This is a genomic window from Bradyrhizobium sp. USDA 223, from assembly GCF_044909005.1.
Classification (GTDB): Bacteria; Pseudomonadota; Alphaproteobacteria; order Rhizobiales; family Xanthobacteraceae; genus Bradyrhizobium; species Bradyrhizobium yuanmingense.
Map to the genome: position 1 here is coordinate 3,838,998 of NZ_JBIYDR010000001.1, position 19,213 is coordinate 3,858,210.

Consider the following 19,213-nt stretch of genomic DNA (forward strand, 5'->3'; position numbering starts at 1 on the left):
CAGATCGAAGCCCCCGCTCACGCCGCCTTCGACACCAAGGGCTCGCTCTCGACGAACTCCGTCCCGATCAGATAATCGCGGCAGCCGCGCAACGACCGCAGGGCGCGGTTGAAGTCGATGCCGGTCGAGACCAGGGCATGCAGCGTTGCCGGATTGCGCACGATGCCGCGCAGCACGGCTCCGAGGTCGATCTGGCCGTTCGGCTTGATCGCGGCGCGGGCCAGCGCCGGCAGCGCGCGGTGGGCGGGGTCGCTGATGACGCGGACCGCGGCGAAGGGCAGCCCGGCCTCGGCGGCGTAGGCCGCGGCGATGTGGCTTTCCATGTCGACCGCGGCGGCCCCCGTCTCGGAGTGCAGGGCCGCCTTGCAGGAGCGCTTCGTGACCACTTCCTCGGCACCGGCGAGGCTGCCGCGCACGACGCGGCGGCGGCCGGAGGTCAGGCGCTCGATCAGCTCGTCGCCGAGCGACAGGCCGGCGGCCCAGCGGGTGTCGCCGGAGAGCACTTCAGTCGCCAGCACGACGTCGCCGGAGCGCAAGCTCGGGTCGAGCCCGCCGGCCACGCCGAATGAGATCACGCCGCGAATCGTCTCAGGATCCACCACCGTCAGAAGCGCCCGCAACTGGGTCGGGCTGCTGGATGAACAGATGACCGCCATTCCGGGCCCGGCCGCGATGCGGGCCTCCTGCACCAATCCGGTCACGATCAGTATCGGCCGCGGGTCGATGGCCTGACCCACGGTAAAATAGTCCCCCGTCCCCAAAGTCACATTCCGACCCCTACCACCCTGCTGTTGGTGTTCCGCAAGTTCCGATACCGCGCCAACGCCCACAGCGGAAAGAACTTTGGGTAACCATGATAACGTAGATAGAACACGCGGGGGAAGCCTGTGGCGGTGTACCGCTGCTCGTCCCACAGTCCTTTTTTGTCTTGTGTTGCAATCAGGTACTCCACCCCGCGGGCGACGGCCGGGTGATCAACCTCGCCTGCCGCCATCAGGGCAAGCAAGGCCCATGCCGTTTGCGAGGCGGTCGAGGGGGCGGCCTCCCAACCCTTGTAGTCGAGCCGGTAGCTGACGGCGTCCTCGCCCCAGCCGCCGTCGTCGTTCTGGATAGAGGTCAGCCAGGCCGCCGCCTTGCGGATCATGGGGTCCTTGTGGTCGACGCCGGCCATGTTGAGGGCGCACAGCACCGACCAGGTTCCATAGATGAAGTTCATACCCCAGCGGCCGTACCAGGACCCTTCCGGGTGCTGGGTCTTCCGCAAATAGGCGACCCCGGCGGCCACCTGCTTGCTGGTCTTGGCGGTCTCACCGAGCTGGGCCAGCATCGAGATGCATCGCGCCGTGACGTCCTCGGTCGGCGGATCGAGCAGCGCGCCATGGTCCGAGAACGGGATGTTGTTGAGGTAATATTCGAGGTTGTTGACGTCGAAGGCGGCCCAGCCACCGTCGTCGCTCTGCATGCCCTCGATCCACTCCCGGCCGCGGGCGATCGCGTCGTCATAGCCGGCCGCACCGTGCTCCCGGCGCATGCGGTCCATCGACATCACCACGACGGCGGTGTCGTCGAGATCGGGATAATGGGCATTGTTGTATTGGAAGGCCCAGCCGCCCGGGCGCACGTCGGGCCGCTTCACTGCCCAGTCGCCCTTCACCTCGAGCTCCTGCCTCGGGATCAGCCAGTCGAGGCCCTGCTTGGCGGCCGGCACCGCCTTGTCACCGCCGGCCTCCAGCAGCGCATGCGCGGTGAGCGTCGTGTCCCACACCGGAGAGACGCAGGGCTGGCAATAGGCTTCGTCGTCCTTGATGACGAGCAACTTGTCGATGCCCCGGCGCGTGATCGCGCGTGGCGGGAAGTTCTCGTCCTTGCCGAGGGCGTCGTACATCATGACGATGTTGGCCATGGGCGGGTAGATCGCGCCCATGCCGTCCTCGCCGTTGAGCCGTTCCTCGGTGAAGGCGAGCGCGGCGTCGATCGCGCGCTTGCGCAGACTCTTCGGAAACAGCGGCTCGATCACGCGCAGGATCGCATCGAGCGAACGAAACAACAGAAACCAGGCCATGCTCTGGTGCGGCGCCTTGGCGGTCATGCCGATCGAGCGCGGGTCCTGCAGGAACAATTCGTCGATGCCGACGCCTTTCGGATTCCTTGCGCGCGGCTTCAGCGCGGCGATCACCATCAGCGGCACCATAGTGGTGCGCGCCCAATAGGAGATCTTGTTGAGGTGGAACGGCGACCAGAACGGCAACAGCACGATCTCGATCGGCAGCACCGGCACCGCGCGCCAGGTCACGACACCGAAGGTCGCGAGCAGGAAGCGGGTGAAGACGTTGCTGTTGATCGCGCCGCCGCGAGCGTGGATCGCCTCGCGCGCGCGCACCATGTGCGGCGCGTCGACGGAGTCGCCGATCATCTTCAGCGCGAAGTACGCCTTCACGCTGGCGCTCATGTCGAACTCGCCGTCATGCACCAGCGGCCAGCCGCCATGGGGGCCCTGGATGCGGCGCAGATAGTTGCCGATCTTGGCCTCGAGCACGGTGTCGACCGGCTCGGCGAGGTAATGGCGCAGCAGGATGTACTCGGCCGGAATCGTGCAGTCGGCCTCGAGCTCGAACACCCAATGGCCGTCGGATTGCTGGAAGCCGAGGATGCCCTGGGTGGCCGACGCAATGCTCGATTCCAAAGCTTCGCGGCTGGTCGCGGTCACGGAATCCATGTCGCTCGATTGCTCCGATACTCGATTGAAAGTTGACCGGGACAATTGCCCGTCGGGCCGCCTTTCAGGATTCTTTGGCGGCCAGAACCAGATCGGCGGCGCGGTCACCCGACCGGACCGATCCCTCGATGGTTGCTGGCAATCCCGTAGCAGTCCAGTCGCCGGCGAGGAACAGGTTTTTCAGCGCAGTGACCGGCCCGGGACGCAGGGCATTCTGGGCCGGCGTCGCCGCAAATGTGGCGCGGCGCTCGCGCACGATCTGCCAAGGAGGCAGCTCGCCGGAGACACCTCCCGCCTGGCAGACCTCGTTCCAGATCGTCTGCGCCAGTTCCTCGCGCGGCATGTCGACCAGGCGGTCGCCATTGCTGATGGTCACCGAGAGCCGGTTCGGGAACGCGAACAGCCATTCCACCACGCCGCCGATCACGCCGAGGATGGGCGCCGAGCCCGGCGGCGGCTCAAAGCGGAAATGCGCGTTCACAATGGCGCGGAATTCGGTCGGCGTCTTCAGCCCCGGCAGCAGGTTGGCTGCCGCGCGCGGCGGCACCGCCATCACGACGACATCGCCCGCGCCGAGCTGGATCAAATCCTCGCTGCCGAAATTCAGTGCGGTCAACTTGCCGTCCGTGCTGACGAACGAGCGCAGCTCATGGCCGAGCTGAACGGTGTGGCCACGCTCCTGCAGAAACTTCACGGCGGGCTCGATCAGAACCGCGCTGAGACCATCACGCGCGATCAGCGGGCGGCAGGCCTGCCCGCCCGCAAGCAGCGTCTCGCGCACGATTGCGCCGGCGAGCCCGGCCGAGCCCTCGGGCGGATCGACGTTGAGAGCTGCCAGCAGCAGCGGCTGCACCAGGCGCTGATAGAGGATGCCCTCGGTCGGAATCGACTTGCCGACCAGCGTCTCCTCCGACGCCCAGATCAGCGGCGCCAGCTTGAGATAATCGGAAAGGCCGGTGTCGGGCACGCGGCGGCTTTCGTCGAGCACCCAGGTCGGCCACCGGCCATCGCCGAGATCGATCTGCCAGCGCTGCCCGGTCTTGATATCGACGAACGGAAATTGCGCCCGCTCGGGGCCGACCAGGCCCGCCTCGGTGCCGATCGCGCGCGCATAGGCGCGCGCATGGCTGTTGCCCGACAGCAGCAGATGATTGCCGTTGTCGATGGTGAGATTGGTGGCGCCGTCGAAATAGGACCGGCAGCGGCCGCCGGCCTGGTGCGTCGCCTCGTGCACGGCGACCTTGAAGCCGGCATTGGCGAGCCGCACGGCGGCGGAGAGGCCGGAAATTCCAGCGCCGATGATGTGAGCTGTGTTTTGCATCAGATGAAAGCGTAACGGAGCAGGATCAGGATGCGCGTGATCTTCGACACACGCACCGGCTCGCGCGGCGCGGTGAAGCCGCGCGCGATCAGGAGGTCCAGAATGGAATGGTAGTATTTCGACATGATCCGCGGCGCGCGCACGGCGCGGCGCCTGTTGCGGTTCATGATCTCGTCCGACTTCTCGAAATGCACCTTGGCGCGCTGCGCCAGCGGCATGCAGACCTTCGGCAGCGCGCGCTCGGCGATCACGCGGTTCGGATCATCAGAGGTGATGCCGGCATGCAGCAGCGCCTCGCGCGGCAGATAGAGCCGGCCAAGGCCGGCGTCCTCGTCGATGTCGCGCAGGATGTTGGTGAGCTGCAGCGCGCGGCCGAGGTGGTGCGCGAGCAGGATGCCGTCTTCCTCGGGCATGCCGAACACGCGCACCGACAGCCGCCCCACGGCGCTGGCGACACGGTCGCAATACAGATCCAGCGTCGCCATGTCGGGCGCACGGATATCCTGCGGCACGTCCATCTCCATGCCGTCGACGATGGCGAGGAAATCCTCGCGCTTGAGCCCGAAGGTCTTCACCGAGGCGACATAGTCCTTCAGCCGCGGCGGCGGATGGCCCTGATAGAGCGCGTCGATATCGTTGCGCCATTCCTGAAGTGCGGCGAGCCGCTCGGCGCGCGGGCCGTCGGAATCGGCGATGTCGTCGACCTGGCGGCAGAAGCTGTAGATCTGAAACATCGCTTCGCGCTGATCACGCGGCAGGATGCGCATCGCGGCATAGAACGAGCTGCCGGATGCGGTCGGGCCGTAATTGGCGCCGGGCGTGGTCGCCTCAAGCGTCATGGGCAGTCCCCGGTCTGGAAATGGCCTTGCGACGGATCGCGCGGCGGCCAACTTCGCCGATGATCCCGGCGAGGCTGAAGGCGAGCAGCTCGAATTTGTTCAGATGCACGCGCTCCCGCAAGGGATCGCGTACCTTGAGCAGGCGCACGATGCGGTCGGCATAGGCCTGGATGACGGAGACGTCGACGCCGAGACGGAAATCCCGGATCTCGGCTGCGAGCGACCTGCCCTCCCCGAGCAGCGCCTCGTTGCGTGCGGCGAGCGACTGCAGGCAGGCCAGCATCGCCGGCGGCGACTGCGCGAGACCGAGCTGCTCGACGGAGGCGCCGTGTGCTGCCAGCGCATCGCGCGGCAGATAGACGCGATTGAGCTCGCGATAATCCTTGCCGCAATCCTGCAGGTGATTGTTGATCTGAAGGCCCGCGCAGAGCGCGTCCGAGGCGGCCCATGTCGAGGTGCTCTCGCCGTGAACGTCGAGCATGAAGCGGCCGACCGGCATCGCCGAGTAGCGGCAATAATGGATGACCTCGTCCCAGGTCTCATAGCGCAGCTTGGTCACGTCCATGCGGAAGGCGATCAGCACGTCGAGCGCATGACGCGGCGCCATGCCGCGCTCGGCGAGCGCGCGGCGCAAGCTGACGGCCTCAGGCTGGGTGTCGCCCCTGCCGAGCAGTTCCGCCTCGAGCAGATCGAGATAAGCGAGCTTCTGGTCGGCGGGTAGCGTCGCGTGGTCGGCGATGTCGTCGGCTGTGCGGACGAAATTGTAATAGGCCAGGATCAGGGCGCGATGACGCGGATGAATGATCCAGGACGCGACGGGAAAATTCTCGTCGCGGTCACCCTTGCCGGATCGCAATTCGCTCGCAGAGGTCATCGAGGGCTGGTTTACAATCGTTTGGACAGGAAGGGCTTTTTCGCTCGGGCGGGCTCACGCCGGCGACGCCGCCGCGGCCCCCATATAGGGGAATACGGCCGCAAAACCAATCCTGTCCGTCGATGGCTGCCCCTTCGGATTAGGCCCGGAAAAGCGGCCGAGGGCCGCCTTTCTGGGCCAATGGCCGAGTTTATTGATTGTGGTTCTTCAGCACCTGGTCGCAGGCCTGCGAGATCTTGGCCCGGTTCTCCTTGAGGCAGGCCAGGATGGTGAAATCGCCCTGGTCGATGACCGGGCGGCAGAACTTCTGCACATCGCGGGTGCAGGCCTTCTGCTCGGCGTCCGTGCCACGCCCTTGCTGGGCGAACGCCGTCGTCGAAAGGGAGGCCGACAGCAGGGTGAGAGCGACGAGAAGATTGCGCATTGTATTCCTTCATTCTGACGGCAGAATCGCACCGATCCCGGACTGCGCAGGGCGGATGGCCGGAACGGATTGGTTCTGATGGCAAGTCGCCGCTTGTAGCGGCCTCAGAGAAGGCACAAGCACTGGCAAATGCGGCCAAATTGGCGCCGCCCCCGCCGAATCAGGTCTTCCCCGCGCCTTCATTGACAGATGTAAGGGATTGATACTACATCATAATTCGGGAGCATTGCGTTTTAATGCAGACCTGTTGCCGCGCTGCATCTCTTCGTCCGTCGTCGGCTGCCGGAAACATGACGAAACGCGGCAAATCGCGGCCCTGGAAGCACGGCGGCGTCGCGTGAACCGCCGTCTCTGGCCGCCAGGCTTTGAACCTGCGACTTGCTCGGAGTACTAAACTTTCGGTGTGGCGAGACGTTCTCAATCGAAGCGAACGTCGTTCCAAAACGGGATATTCGAGATGACATTCTTTGGGCGATCTGGACTGGCAATCAAGGCGGCCGGCATCGGGGCGGCGCTGCTCTTCTCGGCATCGGCAAGTCATGCTCAGTCGTCCGGACCGTTTGCCGGTTTCGACGGCGCGTGGACCGGAACCGGCACGGTGTCGCTGTCCGACGGCTCCACCGAGCGCATTCGCTGCAAGGCGGACTATAAGGTCGCCGGCAGCGGCCTCAACCTGAAGCAGGCGCTGAGCTGCGCCTCCGACAGCTACAAGTTCAACCTCACCAGCGACGTGACGAGCCAGGGCGACCGCATCTCCGGCAATTGGAGCGAGTCCAGCCGCAACATCTTCGGCAATCTCCAGGGCACCGCCGGCGGCGGCCAGATCGAGGTCTTCGTCGAGGCCAACGGCTTTGCCGCCAACCTGTCGCTGCGCACCAACGGCACCAAGCAGACGGTGCAGATCTCGTCCAAGGGCGAGATCCGCGGCGTCAACATCACGATGACGAAGGGCTGAAGGCCTTTCGCACGCAATGAGGAACATGCCCCCGGTTCTCGCGAGCCGGGGGCTTTTTGCTGACACGAACTGACCGGCTGGATTTGCTGAGATGGACCCGATCCGCAGACATCTGCTGAAGGCCGCCGGGCTCTTCGTGGCCAGCCGCGCCTTCGCCAGCGAGCAGCAGGGAGCGAACATGCAGCCTTCGTCCGTGAAGCCGCGTCACGTGCTCTGCTTCCTCGGCAAGAATGAAAGCCTGCTGCATCCGCCGAAGGCGGTGGCGAAGACGATCGCCGATTTCGGCTTCGAGATCGACCGCACCTATTCGCAAGCCAAACCGGATCCGCACATGGAGCGCTCTTTCGGTGTGTGCTGGGACCGCGTCTTTCCGAAAGCGTGGTCCGAGGCGGACGAAATGGCCGTACTCAATCACAAAGCGGTCCTCTACGTGCTGAGCCCGCCGATGGAGCAGCACAAGACGGTCGCCTATTCAGCTGCCGCCTTGCGAATTGTCGAGGAGATGATCGAGGCCGGCGCCACCGCCGTGAAGGGCGAAAGCGCGGGCGTTGCCCACGGCCTCGCGCGATGGCGGCAACTGGCCCGGGAGTGCAAGGCCGCCGCGAACCCGAGCCAGGGCCTTGTCACGGCAGCCATGGCCCGGACCTGCCGCCTCGCCTTCGCCAAGCGGCCGCTCGCCGGCGACACCTACAACGAAAGCGTCGGCTTCCATCTCGTCGGACTGCCGGACATCTATGTCGCACGATCGCGCGGCAGCGACCGGAACGCGGTGAAGCTGATGGACGAGATCGCGGACGCGATGGCTGAGCGCGGCATCGAGGCAACGCTGCGCGACCGCAAGCTCGCGCTGTCGCGGGAGCAGGACTACGCCGAGGGCGACTTCAAGTTCAATCCCTACGGAATCGTCCGCGTCGAGGCGTGAGCCGAACCGCGCCGGATCAGTCCTTTCGCGCGATGCATTCGCACCGGCATCGGAAATAGACCGCGTCCGGATCGCGTTCCCAAGCCTCCCATCCGGCAAGCGCGGCCCGGATCTCATCGTCTGTCGCGAGCCCACTGCCCACGAGTTGCGGTCCTAGGTCCAGCAGGCTCCGCCGCGCATCGGCAACGGCCTCGCTGCGGGTCTGCGCATCGGCACCGTGGTTGACGTAGCTTGCACCGGCCCAGACCGGCGCGAAGCCGTGGGCTCGGAGGATGGAGCCCTGCCGGCGCCCGAAGCGAAGCGCCTCCGGATCGTCGTGCTGGTACCAGCGTTGCCAGAGATCGAGCGCGAGCCGCACGCCGTCGATTTCAGGATAAAGAACGTTGCCGCCGACGTCGGCATCGCGCGTTGCGACGAGACCGCGCGGCTTCAGCACGCGGCGCGCTTCGGCCAGCGTTCGCGCCAATATCTCCCGGCTCTGATGGTAGAGCACCGCGTGAAAGAACACGGCGTCGAACGTTCCATCTGCGAACGGCAGCGCCGTCATATCGGCTTCGACAAAGGCCAGATTGGTCGAGCCCGCCGCCGACACGAGCCGATTGGCGGCGGTAATGGCCGTCGGCTCGATATCGAGGCCGACGGCCTTTTCGACGTGGTCCGCCAGCGCTGCCGTAATGGTGCCGGGCCCGCAGCCCGCGTCGAGCAGGGTCATACCCGATGTCAGGAACGGGACGAAAAAAGCAGCTGAATCACCGCCTCGCTTCTGTTGAAACGCCACGATGGAGCCGTCGTACTGCATGATTCGTCCCCGACCGGAACTCCGGCGCAGTCATTCAGACTGCGCCGATTCCATGTCCGGTGGATGAAGCCACTCAGATCGCCTGCTTGTCCGGGCCGTGCAGCTTGGCGTGCAGATTGATCAGCCACATCGCCGTCGGCCGGAGGATGAAGAGGTCGGCGACGAGCGCCATCACCATCGAGAAGGCGCTGAGCCAACCGAACAGCCGCAGCGACGGCAGGTCGGAGAACACGGTGACGACGAGGCCGCAGGCCAGCACCACCGTGGTCAGGATCAGCGCAGGTCCCACCAGCACGGTCGCCCGCTCCACCGCCAGCGCCGAGCCGACGCCCGGCTTGTTCTCCAGCCGCAGGCGGTTGAGGAAGTGGATGGTGGCGGAGAGGCCAAGTCCGAACGAGACGGTCAGCGCGACGACGCTGGCGAATTGCAGGCCCTCGCCCATCGCCCACAGCACCGTGCCCGACATCACCACCGGAAAGATGCCCGGCAGGATGCAGGCGAGCGTCACCACCCAGGAGCGGAAGGCGAGGCCGATGAAGATCGCGACCAGCGCGAATTCGATCGTGAGGCCGTGGTTCAGCTTCTCGATCATGTTGGCCGAGTTGCGCGCGGCGATGGCGGCGAGACCCGTCACGGCGATCTCATAGCCGGGATGCTTCTTGCGGACGGCGTCGAGCTCGGAATCGAGCTTGTCGACGATCGGCAGGAGCTGGCTGGAATCCTTGTCCGGCACGCGGCCGGCCACCACCACGGCGTCCTGCTCGGCGTCGATGAAGCGCCGCACCAGGTGCTCGGGGATGACGCTGACATATTCTTTCAGCGTCGCGACATCGGCACTGCCGGCCTTCTCCGCCAGCCAGCGGCGTAGCGTCTCCAGCGACCACACGTTGCCGACCCCTGCGGACTTCTCGACCGTCGCATGCACCTCGGCGATGGTCTGGAGCGTTTGCGGTGAATAGAGCGATTCACCCTTGGGGAACACGATCAGCACGTTGACGGGATTGGCGCCGGTGAGCTTGGCATCGAGCCGATCGCTGGCAGCAACCGCCTGGCGCTTGTCCGGCACCTGGTCGGCGAGCCGGTAGCGCGGCTCCAGATTGGCATAGATGACGCCGAGGCCGCCGACGAACAGCACCGCGATCAGGCTGAACAGGCCGGGCCGGCCGACCATGCGCACCGCGATCCAGTAGCAGAAATTGCGCAGCGCCTGGACACCGGCGTCCGCACCCTGGAACTTGACCGCGAAGACCTTCTCGTTGCGCACGAACAGGACGCCGAACACCGGCACCAGCGACAGCACCGCGACCAGCGCGATGATGGTGGCGGCAAGGCCCGCCTCCCCGAACTTGCGGATCAGGTCGGAGTCGGAGAACATCAGCGCGATGAAGGAAATGCCGGCGGTGCCATGCGTCAGCACGCAGGCCGGGCCCACCACCAGCACCGCGTTCTTGAACGCGGTGAACTTGTCCTGGCCCGCGATCAGCCGGTCGCGCGCGGCGAAGGTGAGCTGCATCGAGTCCGAGAAGCTGATGACCATGATGAGCGGCGTCATCACGTTCAGGAACATGTTGAGATTGAAATTGGCCCAGCCGAGCGCGCCGAGCGCCAGCAGGATTGCTATCATCGGCGGGAATGCCGCGGCGATCATGAACGAGATCTTGCGGAAGAAGATGATGGCGATGATGCAGCCGGCGAGGATGCCGAGGATGTTGTAGGTCAGCCCGTCACGCTCGACCGCATTGCGGATCTCGAGCTGCATCACCGGCACGCCCGAGAGCTGCACGTTGAGCCCGGTGTCGCCGAGATCCTCCTTCATCAGCGCGCGGATGTCGCCGACGGTCTTGGTCAGCTTGTTGGAGCCGACCACTTCGGGATCGAGCGACAGCACGATCAACGCCAGCGTGCCGTCCTCCGACAGCAACTTGCCGCGGATGATCTCGTTGTTCTTGACGGTCTCGATGAACTTGTCATAGGCCGCGCCCTCGGGCAGCTCGGCCGGGAACAGGGCCGCCGGCAGCTTGCCGGGGGCCGGCGCCTGGCGCGCCGAGAACAGCGAGACCAGCCCGCGGGTGCCTTCGACCAGCTGCAGGTCGGTGACGAAGTCGCGCAGCTTCTCGAGGTTGCTGCGTTCCAGGAGGGTCTTGCCCTCGACCACGACGAGGACATCGAACTCCTCCGCCGGGAACTTCTTGGTCACCTCTTCGTACTGGCGGAATTCGCGGCTGTCGGAGCGGAACAGCTGCGACAGCGAATCGTCGATCTTGATCCGGTAGATCCCGAACACCGCGCCGACGATCAACGCGAGCAGGACGATGCAGGAGACGATCGGGGCCCGAACGGCGATCAGCCCGAGCCGCTCCAGCCCGAAGGCGATGGAGGACGTAGGTCCCTGCTCGACCTTGTCGACATGAACCTCATTCTCGCTGTGCTTTTCGAGCATGCCTTATCCAGTTCCTAAATCGGCTCGGCCTTGCGAGCTTATCGCGCCGCGCGAACGGCTTGAAAACGCCATACCAATGGGAGGCTTGCCCTTTGAAAATGCGCGGAAAATCGCCGGCAGCGGTTTAGCAGGTCAACAGGTCTTTTCGCAAGCAGGCCCGGCGCGGCCGAATCGATCAGAAAAGTGGCGATCCGGGCTTGGAATGACCGTCATCCCGGCGAGGATGTGCCAATCTGGCGCGGCGCGCGGTCCGCACTCTCGTCCTTCAGCGCCACGCCGGTGATCTCCCGGGCCAGCCCCTCGCGGACCAGCCAGGCGATCTTGAACGCCGCCTCCTCGTGGCTCAACCCGGCGTGATGGATGTTGGAGACGCAATTGCGCTCGGCATCGGTGCGGCCGGGCCTCGGCGCAAAGGTCAGATAGGCGCCGAGGCTGTCGGGCGCGGACAGGCCGGGCCGCTCGCCGATCAGCATCACGACCATGCGCGCACCGAGAATGGCGCCGATCTCGTCGCCGAGCGCGACGCGCGCGCCCGATGCGACGACGACATGGCGAACCGCGACAGCATCCCCCTCCGCAAGCAATGGCAGCAGGCGCCTCACCACGATCGCCGCATGGCTATGGACCGCCGCCGCGGACAGGCCGTCTCCGATCACGACCGCGAGCTGGCACGGCGCCGAGATGCTTCGTGCCAGACGCTGGGCCGAGGCGGGATCGAGCTGCCGTCCCAGGTCCGGCCGCCGCAGATAGTCGCTGCGATCGACCGCCCGGCTCCTCACCTCGGTCGCGGCAACACCGAGCGCGTCGAGATCGGCGATGAGACGCGGCGTATCGAAGGCGGCATGCACGGCATCGCGGGCGCGGGCATGATCCAGCGTGAAATCGAGCAACGCCTTCGTCGGCAGGCTCGCGCCGCTGCGTCCCAGCGCGACGCGCGCAGGCGTGAACGACTGCAAATCGAGGGTCGGACGGCGCGGCAGGGCCGGGTCAGACATGGGGCATCATTCGGCCGGAACGGCGGCCTCGCGCAGCCGGATCGAATAGTTCGAAGCGTTCTGTTTGCCGCTGGAGGCCGCGCGCGCAAAGGTGATGAGATGGTGCGCGATCAGCGTGCAGCCGATCAGGCCTTCGATGTCGCCGCGCTTGATGCGGCCCAGCGCGAACTTCCAGAACACGCGCCTGTAGTCGCCAAGCACGCCGACCTTCCAGAAGATGTTGCGTAGCATGACGAGGCCGCGCCGGATGTTCGGCCAGGTCTTCATCTCGTCCGGCACCGGCACCTTGAGCCGGTTCACATAGACGTGGTCGCATTGGTGCTGATAGCGCGCGTAGACCTTGTCGGGCGCGTAAGCGACTGCCATGGCGTGCTTCCAGGACGCGACGACCTCGTCATAGGGCAATAGGAAGTCGACGTTGGAATCGCGGCCATCGTCCTCGACCAGCCGCCCCTCGCGCTCAAGCCGGTCCCATAGCGGCGTCTTCGGCAGCGCCTGCAGCAGATTGATGGTGAGCAGCGGAATCCGGGACTCCTCGACGAAGGCGAGCAGCGCCTCCGAGGTGTTCGGCTTGTCGGTGTCGAGCCCCATGATGATGCCTGAGACCACCTCCATGCCGTAGGAGTTAATGGTGCGCACGCCCTCCAGGATCGGGACCATCATGTTGTGGTCCTTCTGCATCGCCTTCAACGCGTCGGGATCGGGCGTCTCGATGCCGCAGAAGATGGTGATGAAATAGGCCTCGCGCATCTTCTCGAGGATCTCGGGGCGTTTGGCGATGTTGAGCGTGGCCTCGCAGGCGAGCCGCACCACGTAGCCGGTCCGCTTCTGCCACTCGATCAGGTGCGGCAGCAGGTCCATGGCCGCCTTGCGGTTGCCGATGAAATTGTCGTCGACGAAATAGACCGTGTCGGTCATGCCGCATTCGCGCAGGCGGTCGAGCTCGGCGATGATCTGCTGCGGCGTCTTGATGCGCGGATTGCGGCCGTAAAGGCCGGGGATGTCGCAGAACTCGCACTGGTAGGGACAGCCGCTGGAATATTGGATGCTGCCGAGGAAGTACTTCTTCACGTCGGCGAGCTCGTAGGCCGGAATCGGAAACTCCGTCATCGGCACGCGGTCCTTGGTCGTGAGCACGACCTGCTGCTCGGGCCGCGAGGTGTCGCGCGACAGGATCTCGATCAGCTGGTTGGTGGCATCGCCGAGCTCGCCGACATGCAGATAATCGAAGGACGGGTAATAGTCGGGACAGGCGCTGACGGAAGGCCCGCCGAGCGCGACCGGCAGATCGAACTCATGGGCACGGCGGCAGATGTCGTTCATCTGCTGGCGCTGGATGTGCATGCCGCTGACGAAGACCGCTTCCGCCCATTCGAACTCCTCCCTCGTCGTGCGGCGCAGGTTCTCGTCGACGAATTTGACCTGCCACTCCTTCGGAAGATAGGCGGAGATCAGCAGCAGCCCCTGCGGCGGCATGAAGGCGCGAACGCCATCGGTCAGCGGATAGGAATGCTCGAACGTGCCGAAGGACGAGGTGTAGCGCGGAAACACGCAGAGAATCCGCCGGGACGTTCCGTTACTTTCAGCTCGCATCAAAGCTCCCCCGCCACACTCAACCGATGGTGCGGAAATTGCCAGCCCGACACATAGCGTAATGCTGTCGCCGGAATTTCTCAATATTGTGGCGTAAGCATAATTCCGAGAGGCGCCGATGGTTTCCCAACCGAGTTGACCTTCCGCCTCATGCGATCAGCCGCGCGGCAAAATCGGGCAGCAGGCCTGCATCGCCGGCAATCCGGAAATCGGCACTTGCAATGCCCGAGCGCGCCAGCCAGTCGTCGAATTCCGGCGCACGGCGCAGCGCGAAGACGTCCCTGACATAGAGCGCGTCGTGAAAAGACGTCGACTGGTAGTTCAGCATGACGTCGTCGGCACCGGGAACACCCATGATGAAGGTGACGCCGGCGGCGGCGAGCAGCGTCAGGAGATTGTCCATGTCGTCCTGATCCGCCTCGGCGTGGTTGGTGTAGCAGATGTCGACCCCGAGCGGCAGGCCGAGCAGCTTGCCACAGAAATGATCCTCTAGCCCGGCGCGGATGATTTCCTTGCCGTCATAGAGATATTCGGGGCCGATGAAGCCGACCACGCTGTTGACCAGCAGCGGAGCGAAGGCGCGGGCGACCGCATAGGCGCGCGCCTCGCAGGTCTGCTGGTCGACGCCGTGATGGGCGCCCGCCGACAGCGCCGAGCCCTGGCCGGTCTCGAAATACATCAGGTTCCGCCCGACCGTGCCGCGCGACTGCGACAGCCCGGCCTCTTGCGCCTCCTTCAACAGTGCGAGGTCGATGCCGAAGCTGCGGTTGGCGGCCTCGGTGCCCGCGACCGACTGGAAGACGAGGTCGACCGGCACGCCCTGCCCGATCAGAGACAGCGTCGTCGTGACATGGGTCAGAACGCAGCCTTGCGTCGGGATCTGCAGCCGCGCGATGATCTCGTCGAGCAGCCGCAGCAATTGCGCGATGACGGCCGGATCATCGCTGGCGGGATTGATGCCGATGCAGGCATCGCCTGCCCCCAGCAGGATGCCGTCGAGGATCGAGGCGGTGATGCCCCTTGCATCGTCGAAGGGATGGTTCGGCTGCAGGCGTGTGCTCATCCGCCCCTTCAGGCCGATGGTGTTGCGAAAGGCGGTGGTGACCTCGCATTTCCGCGCCGCCAGGATCAGATCCTGGTTGCGCATCAGCTTCGACACCGCGGCCGCCATCTCCGGCGTGATGCCGGGCGCCAGCTTGCGCAGGATCTCGGGCGTTGCGGCGTCCGACAGCAGCCAGTCGCGGAAGGCGCCGACCGTCAGCGATGCCACCGGCGCGAACGCCCTGGCGTCATGGCTGTCGATGACGAGGCGGGTGACCTCGTCGGCCTCGTAGGGAACGACGGCTTCCTGCAGGAACTGGCCGAGCGGCACATCGGCGAGCGCCATCCGCGCGGCGATCATCTGCTCGGAGCTGGCAGCGGCAATGCCGGCCAGCCGGTCGCCGGAGCGTGGGGGTGTCGCCTTGGCGAGCAGGTCGCGCAGGTCGGGGAAGCTGTAGGTCGTGGCGTCGATGCTGTGGCGGTAGACCAAGGGTCTCTCCGGGGTTGCTCGGCCAACGGCCGACTCCAAGACTATCCCAAAAGACTATCCTGAAACTAAACCTTCGGATCAAGACGCTGAAATGACTTGCCTTTCCTTCGACCAAGGACGGAGGCGGCCAGGCCGCGCGTTAACGAGGCGTCCATCTTCGTTCTGCATAGTTTTGCAACAATTTGCCTGACCCCGTTCACCGGCCGGTCAGGCCAATCCGGGCTCCTTGAACATCATGACATCCGACCGATCTGGGAATGCCGCCAAGCCGGCAGGCCGCTTCACGCTTGCCAGCAAGCTCTATGCGATCTTCGCGCTGTTCGCGCTGCTCACGGCAGCGATCGCGATCTTGTCCGACTACAACAGCCGCCGCAGCGCGGACCTCGCAGTCGCGATCGAGACGGCCAATGCCGCCGCGCTGAACGTCGAGCGGGTCAACTCCCTCGTCTATGCGGTGGTGATGGAATCGCGCGGCATCTACATGTCGACCGAGCCGGCCGTGGTGAAGAAATACGGCGACGGCCTGCTCAAGTTCAACGCCCAGATCCTCGACGTCGTGAAACGCTGGGAGACCATCGTCAAGGAAGACGATGCCGAGCAGTTCGCGACCTTCAAGAAGCGCATCGAGCAGTTCGTCGAATTCCGCAAGGAGCTGGTGCGGCGCGGCGTCGAGATCAACGCGGCAGCGGGCCGCGAATGGGGCGACAACGACGCCAACCGCAGCGTCCGCTCGGCGCTGAACAAGGACCTCGAGGCGCTGTCCAAGGTCTATGCCGAGCGCGGCAGGCAGATCGCGCAGCAGACCGAGACCGCCCGCACATTGTCGTTCATCCTCACCTGCCTCGGCGGCGTGGCGCTGGCCCTCGTCGTCGCTGGCATCGTCATCATTGCCCGCTCGATCGCCCGGCCGCTCGCCGCGATCACCGCCACCATCAAGCAGGTCGCCGACGGCGCCGACGATGTCGTGGTGCCGCACTCCGACCGCGCCGACGAGATCGGCGCGCTGGCCCGCGCCATCCAGGTGTTCCAGGACTCGATGGGGCGCAACCGCAACCTCGCCTCGCAAGTGTCGCAAGACGCCGCCGCGCGCGAGGAGCGCGCCCGTCACGTCGAGCGGTCCGTCGAGCAATTTCGCGAGGCGATCGGCGCGATCATGCGCGGCCTCAGCGACAACGCCTCCGTCATGCGCGAGACCGCGCAGACCATCACGCGTGTCACTGCGGATGCTAGCAGCCGCGCCGGCACCGCGGCGAATGCCACCGAGCAGGCCTCGCACAACGTCACCGCGGTGGCGGGCGCGGCCGAGGAGCTTTCGGCCTCGGTGGTGGAGATCGGCCGCCAGGTGCGGCAGAGCGCGGGCGCGGTCGAGCAGACCGGCCAGCGCACCGAGAAGTCGATCTCCGAGATCGAGAGCCTCGCTGCAGCCACGCAACGCATCGACGGCGTGCTCAACCTGATCCAGGCGATCGCCGAGCAGACCAACCTGCTTGCGTTGAACGCCACCATCGAGGCGGCGCGCGCCGGCGATGCCGGCCGCGGCTTTGCTGTCGTCGCCCACGAGGTGAAGGCGCTCGCGGGCCAGACCGCCAAGGCCACGGCCGAGATCAGCGAGAACGTCGCGATGATCCAGGCCTCGACGCGGAACGCCGTCGACGCCGTGCGCGAGATCGGCGGGGCCGTGCGCGAGATCAACGAGGTCACATCCGCGATTGCCGGCGCCGTCAGTCAGCAGGACCAGGCCACGCGCGAGATCTCCTCCAACGCGCAAAGCGCCGCCCAAGGCAACGAGACGCTGGTGGCGAACATCACCTCGCTGCGCGATGCCATTGGCGAGACCGATACTGCGGCGGCTTCGGTGTTCACCGCCGCCAGCAGCCTGACCGAGACGGCGCAGACGCTGTCGCGGGAGGTGGAGACGTTCTTCCAGAACCTGCGCGCGGGGTCGGCGGACGGGCGCATCGCCAAGGCGGGATAGCGGCCCGCCTGGCGCCGCGAAAACGGTCGCTCCAGCAAAAACGGAAAAACAACCCCATGCACAGTAGGCGGGGTGAGGTTTTTCAGTGGCTTGGCCGAACGGCGCGAAAGCGTGCTGTTCTTACGGACCGATTTTGACTCGTCGGGCAAAACAGGGGCATGATGTCAGCATGCCGAGCGTGGCGCCTGCCGCGGCTGGCAACCGAACGGGGTTACCGCTCCGAACCCGATCGAGCGACCAAGATCCGGACCCGGCCGCCGGCATCCTCGAGTTCGCGGTAACGAGTTAGCTCGGCCTGGAGCTCCGGATCGGACCTCGCCCAGGCCAGCCAGTCGAACGGGACCGCGCTCAGCAGCCGGGTATCCACGAGGATCACATCCGGACGACCGGCGCGCAGGTCTGCGAGCAAGTGCCGCCGCTCGAAATCGATGATGCTGTCCAGTCTTGCGCGCTCGCCTTCGGTTGGCGTCGTCGTTTTCTGCAGCATCATCGCGCCGGCAGCCAACAGCTGCATGCAGGAGCTGCCCACCCAGGTCCCGTTGACCTCGCGGACGAGCGGATGCCCCAGCGCGACGTGATCGCCGATCGTGATCAGCCGCGGATGCTTTGCGAGGGCCAGGATGCGCTCCTTGAGCGGCGGAAACGGCCGGACCTGCAAGGCCAGGCAATAGCCGATGAGCGCAACGGCGGCGAGGCCGGCGATCATGACCGGCATCCGCATCGTCCTGATGCGCGCATGCAACAGCGGCGCGGCGATCGCAAAGACACAGAGCGCAAACGCCGTGTAGGTCCAATGCTTGCCCTGGAGAACGAAACTCGCAGCTCCACCGAGCGCCGCAGCCAACCACGGGGTCGCGTTGCCTCCAAACTTGAACTCGTGCGGGGCCAGCAAGCCGAGAAACACGACGGACCCGGCCAACACCATGGCCGGGAAAGACAGCAGATCGCCCAGATTCATCCGCAACGGCAGATATGCGGCAGAGACCATCGGCGCATAGTCGAAAAGATAAGCGGGGAAAACGCTGGCGAGGACCGCTCCGTATCCGATGACGACAGCCGCCGCCGTCATCGCTTCCGGAGAGAACAACGGCCTGAGCGAGCGCTGGCGGAAGACCGCCAGCACGATCGGAAGCCCAACGACCATGGCAAGGTGGGGCTTGATGCTCATGGCGAGCCCGGCCCCAAGTCCCGCCAGGATCGCAACCGGTCCGGGGCTGAGGCCAAGCCAGCGGATCGCGGTGACGGCGACGAAAGGGGTCAGCGCAATGACGGCGACGTGCTCACGCTGTCCGAATACGCCGCTCGGAAGAATTGCGAACAAGAACGCGAACAGGCAGGTCGCAACGATCCGCTCTTCAGCCCCCAGCCTTGCCGCCGCAGCGGCACGATCGATCATCAGAAGCGCGACGACGATTTCGACCAGGATCAGGATGATCACGATCACTTCAGGCGCAATTCCGGTCGTTCGCGCCAGCATCGATGCCGGCATGTACAAATAGACCGACAGGGGTGGATTCAGCTCGAAGAGATCGACGCCCGGCTTGCGGCCATCCAGGACCTGCTCGCCCTCCGTCAGCAGGCAGGCCAGATCCGGGTTCAGGACGATCGGTATCTGGACGAGCAAGGCAGCCAGGAGGAGCGCCGCGACGATCAGCCAACGCAGGCTCATGCGGAAATGGCCCGCCGGCACCTCCAGGACGCGAGCGCTTCCTGTAACGTCGGTATCGGACGTTTTCTCGCGCGAAAGCGATCTGTGCTCTTTCACCTGGGTGAACCCGCCATGGCGTGCAGGGTCACTCTCGGTCAGCAGTAGTTACTATTGTACTACA

Annotated in this window: 15 protein-coding genes; 3 read left to right on the forward strand and 12 right to left on the reverse strand. The window is 65.5% G+C overall.

Going from position 1 to position 19,213, the window contains the following annotated elements; translation table 11 throughout:
* Positions 1 to 17: 17 nt before the first annotated feature.
* The 6 genes from ABIA40_RS17740 to ABIA40_RS17765 all read right to left on the reverse strand — a co-directional run bounded on the left by ABIA40_RS17740 (position 18) and on the right by ABIA40_RS17765 (position 6,174).
* Positions 18 to 830, reverse strand: coding sequence for a phosphorylase (locus ABIA40_RS17740; RefSeq protein ID WP_404542448.1), 813 nt, complete (start codon positions 828 to 830; stop codon positions 18 to 20).
* Positions 764 to 2,716, reverse strand: coding sequence for a squalene--hopene cyclase (gene shc / locus ABIA40_RS17745; RefSeq protein WP_404542451.1), 1,953 nt, complete (start codon positions 2,714 to 2,716; stop codon positions 764 to 766). The genes ABIA40_RS17740 and shc overlap by 67 nt, the downstream gene beginning before the upstream one ends.
* Positions 2,717 to 2,780: 64 nt before the next feature.
* On the reverse strand, positions 2,781 to 4,037 hold the full coding sequence (hpnE, locus tag ABIA40_RS17750; RefSeq protein WP_275496554.1) for a hydroxysqualene dehydroxylase HpnE: 1,257 nt from the start codon (positions 4,035 to 4,037) through the stop codon (positions 2,781 to 2,783).
* Positions 4,037 to 4,876, reverse strand: a complete 840-nt coding sequence (hpnD, locus tag ABIA40_RS17755; RefSeq protein ID WP_404542454.1) for a presqualene diphosphate synthase HpnD — start codon at positions 4,874 to 4,876, stop codon at positions 4,037 to 4,039. Before hpnD ends, hpnE begins: the two co-directional genes overlap by 1 nt.
* Positions 4,866 to 5,750, reverse strand: a complete 885-nt coding sequence (gene hpnC / locus ABIA40_RS17760) for a squalene synthase HpnC (protein ID WP_404542456.1) — start codon at positions 5,748 to 5,750, stop codon at positions 4,866 to 4,868. Before hpnC ends, hpnD begins: the two co-directional genes overlap by 11 nt.
* A 190-nt stretch (positions 5,751 to 5,940) precedes the next feature.
* Positions 5,941 to 6,174: a hypothetical protein gene (locus tag ABIA40_RS17765; protein ID WP_225145159.1), complete on the reverse strand. Its 234-nt coding sequence runs from the start codon at positions 6,172 to 6,174 to the stop codon at positions 5,941 to 5,943.
* Positions 6,175 to 6,631: 457 nt separating this feature from the next.
* Here ABIA40_RS17765 and ABIA40_RS17770 point away from each other — a divergent pair, with 457 nt between their 5' ends.
* Positions 6,632 to 7,129 carry a hypothetical protein gene (locus ABIA40_RS17770; protein WP_157281367.1) on the forward strand — a complete coding sequence of 166 codons (498 nt, stop codon included), beginning with the start codon at positions 6,632 to 6,634 and terminating at the stop codon, positions 7,127 to 7,129.
* 91 nt (positions 7,130 to 7,220) lie between these two features.
* Complete coding sequence (locus ABIA40_RS17775) at positions 7,221 to 8,051, forward strand: hypothetical protein (RefSeq protein WP_404542457.1); 831 nt, start codon at positions 7,221 to 7,223, stop codon at positions 8,049 to 8,051.
* Between the two features lie 16 nt (positions 8,052 to 8,067).
* Here ABIA40_RS17775 and ABIA40_RS17780 read toward each other — a convergent pair whose 3' ends face one another.
* The 5 genes from ABIA40_RS17780 to ABIA40_RS17800 all read right to left on the reverse strand — a co-directional run bounded on the left by ABIA40_RS17780 (position 8,068) and on the right by ABIA40_RS17800 (position 15,409).
* A complete protein-coding gene (locus ABIA40_RS17780) occupies positions 8,068 to 8,850 on the reverse strand; it encodes a class I SAM-dependent methyltransferase (protein WP_404542458.1) in 783 nt (260 codons plus the stop codon).
* A 73-nt stretch (positions 8,851 to 8,923) separates the two neighbouring features.
* Complete coding sequence (locus ABIA40_RS17785; RefSeq protein WP_271545280.1) at positions 8,924 to 11,290, reverse strand: RND family transporter; 2,367 nt, start codon at positions 11,288 to 11,290, stop codon at positions 8,924 to 8,926.
* A 209-nt stretch (positions 11,291 to 11,499) separates the two neighbouring features.
* Positions 11,500 to 12,285 (reverse strand): ethanolamine ammonia-lyase subunit EutC, encoded by a 786-nt coding sequence (gene eutC, locus ABIA40_RS17790; protein ID WP_404542460.1) that lies wholly within the window; start codon positions 12,283 to 12,285, stop codon positions 11,500 to 11,502.
* Between the two features lie 6 nt (positions 12,286 to 12,291).
* Positions 12,292 to 13,878, reverse strand: coding sequence for a B12-binding domain-containing radical SAM protein (locus ABIA40_RS17795; protein WP_157281353.1), 1,587 nt, complete (start codon positions 13,876 to 13,878; stop codon positions 12,292 to 12,294).
* Positions 13,879 to 14,026: 148 nt separating this feature from the next.
* Positions 14,027 to 15,409: an ethanolamine ammonia-lyase subunit EutB gene (locus ABIA40_RS17800; RefSeq protein ID WP_404542463.1), complete on the reverse strand. Its 1,383-nt coding sequence runs from the start codon at positions 15,407 to 15,409 to the stop codon at positions 14,027 to 14,029.
* A gap of 235 nt (positions 15,410 to 15,644) precedes the next feature.
* Here ABIA40_RS17800 and ABIA40_RS17805 point away from each other — a divergent pair, with 235 nt between their 5' ends.
* The gene (locus ABIA40_RS17805; protein WP_404542466.1) at positions 15,645 to 17,384 is read left to right on the forward strand and encodes a methyl-accepting chemotaxis protein; all 1,740 of its coding nucleotides are present in this window, start codon (positions 15,645 to 15,647) and stop codon (positions 17,382 to 17,384) included.
* A gap of 211 nt (positions 17,385 to 17,595) precedes the next feature.
* On the opposite strand, the gene ABIA40_RS17810 is transcribed toward ABIA40_RS17805, so the two are convergent.
* Positions 17,596 to 19,053, reverse strand: a complete 1,458-nt coding sequence (locus ABIA40_RS17810; protein WP_404542467.1) for a hypothetical protein — start codon at positions 19,051 to 19,053, stop codon at positions 17,596 to 17,598.
* Positions 19,054 to 19,213: the final 160 nt, after the last annotated feature.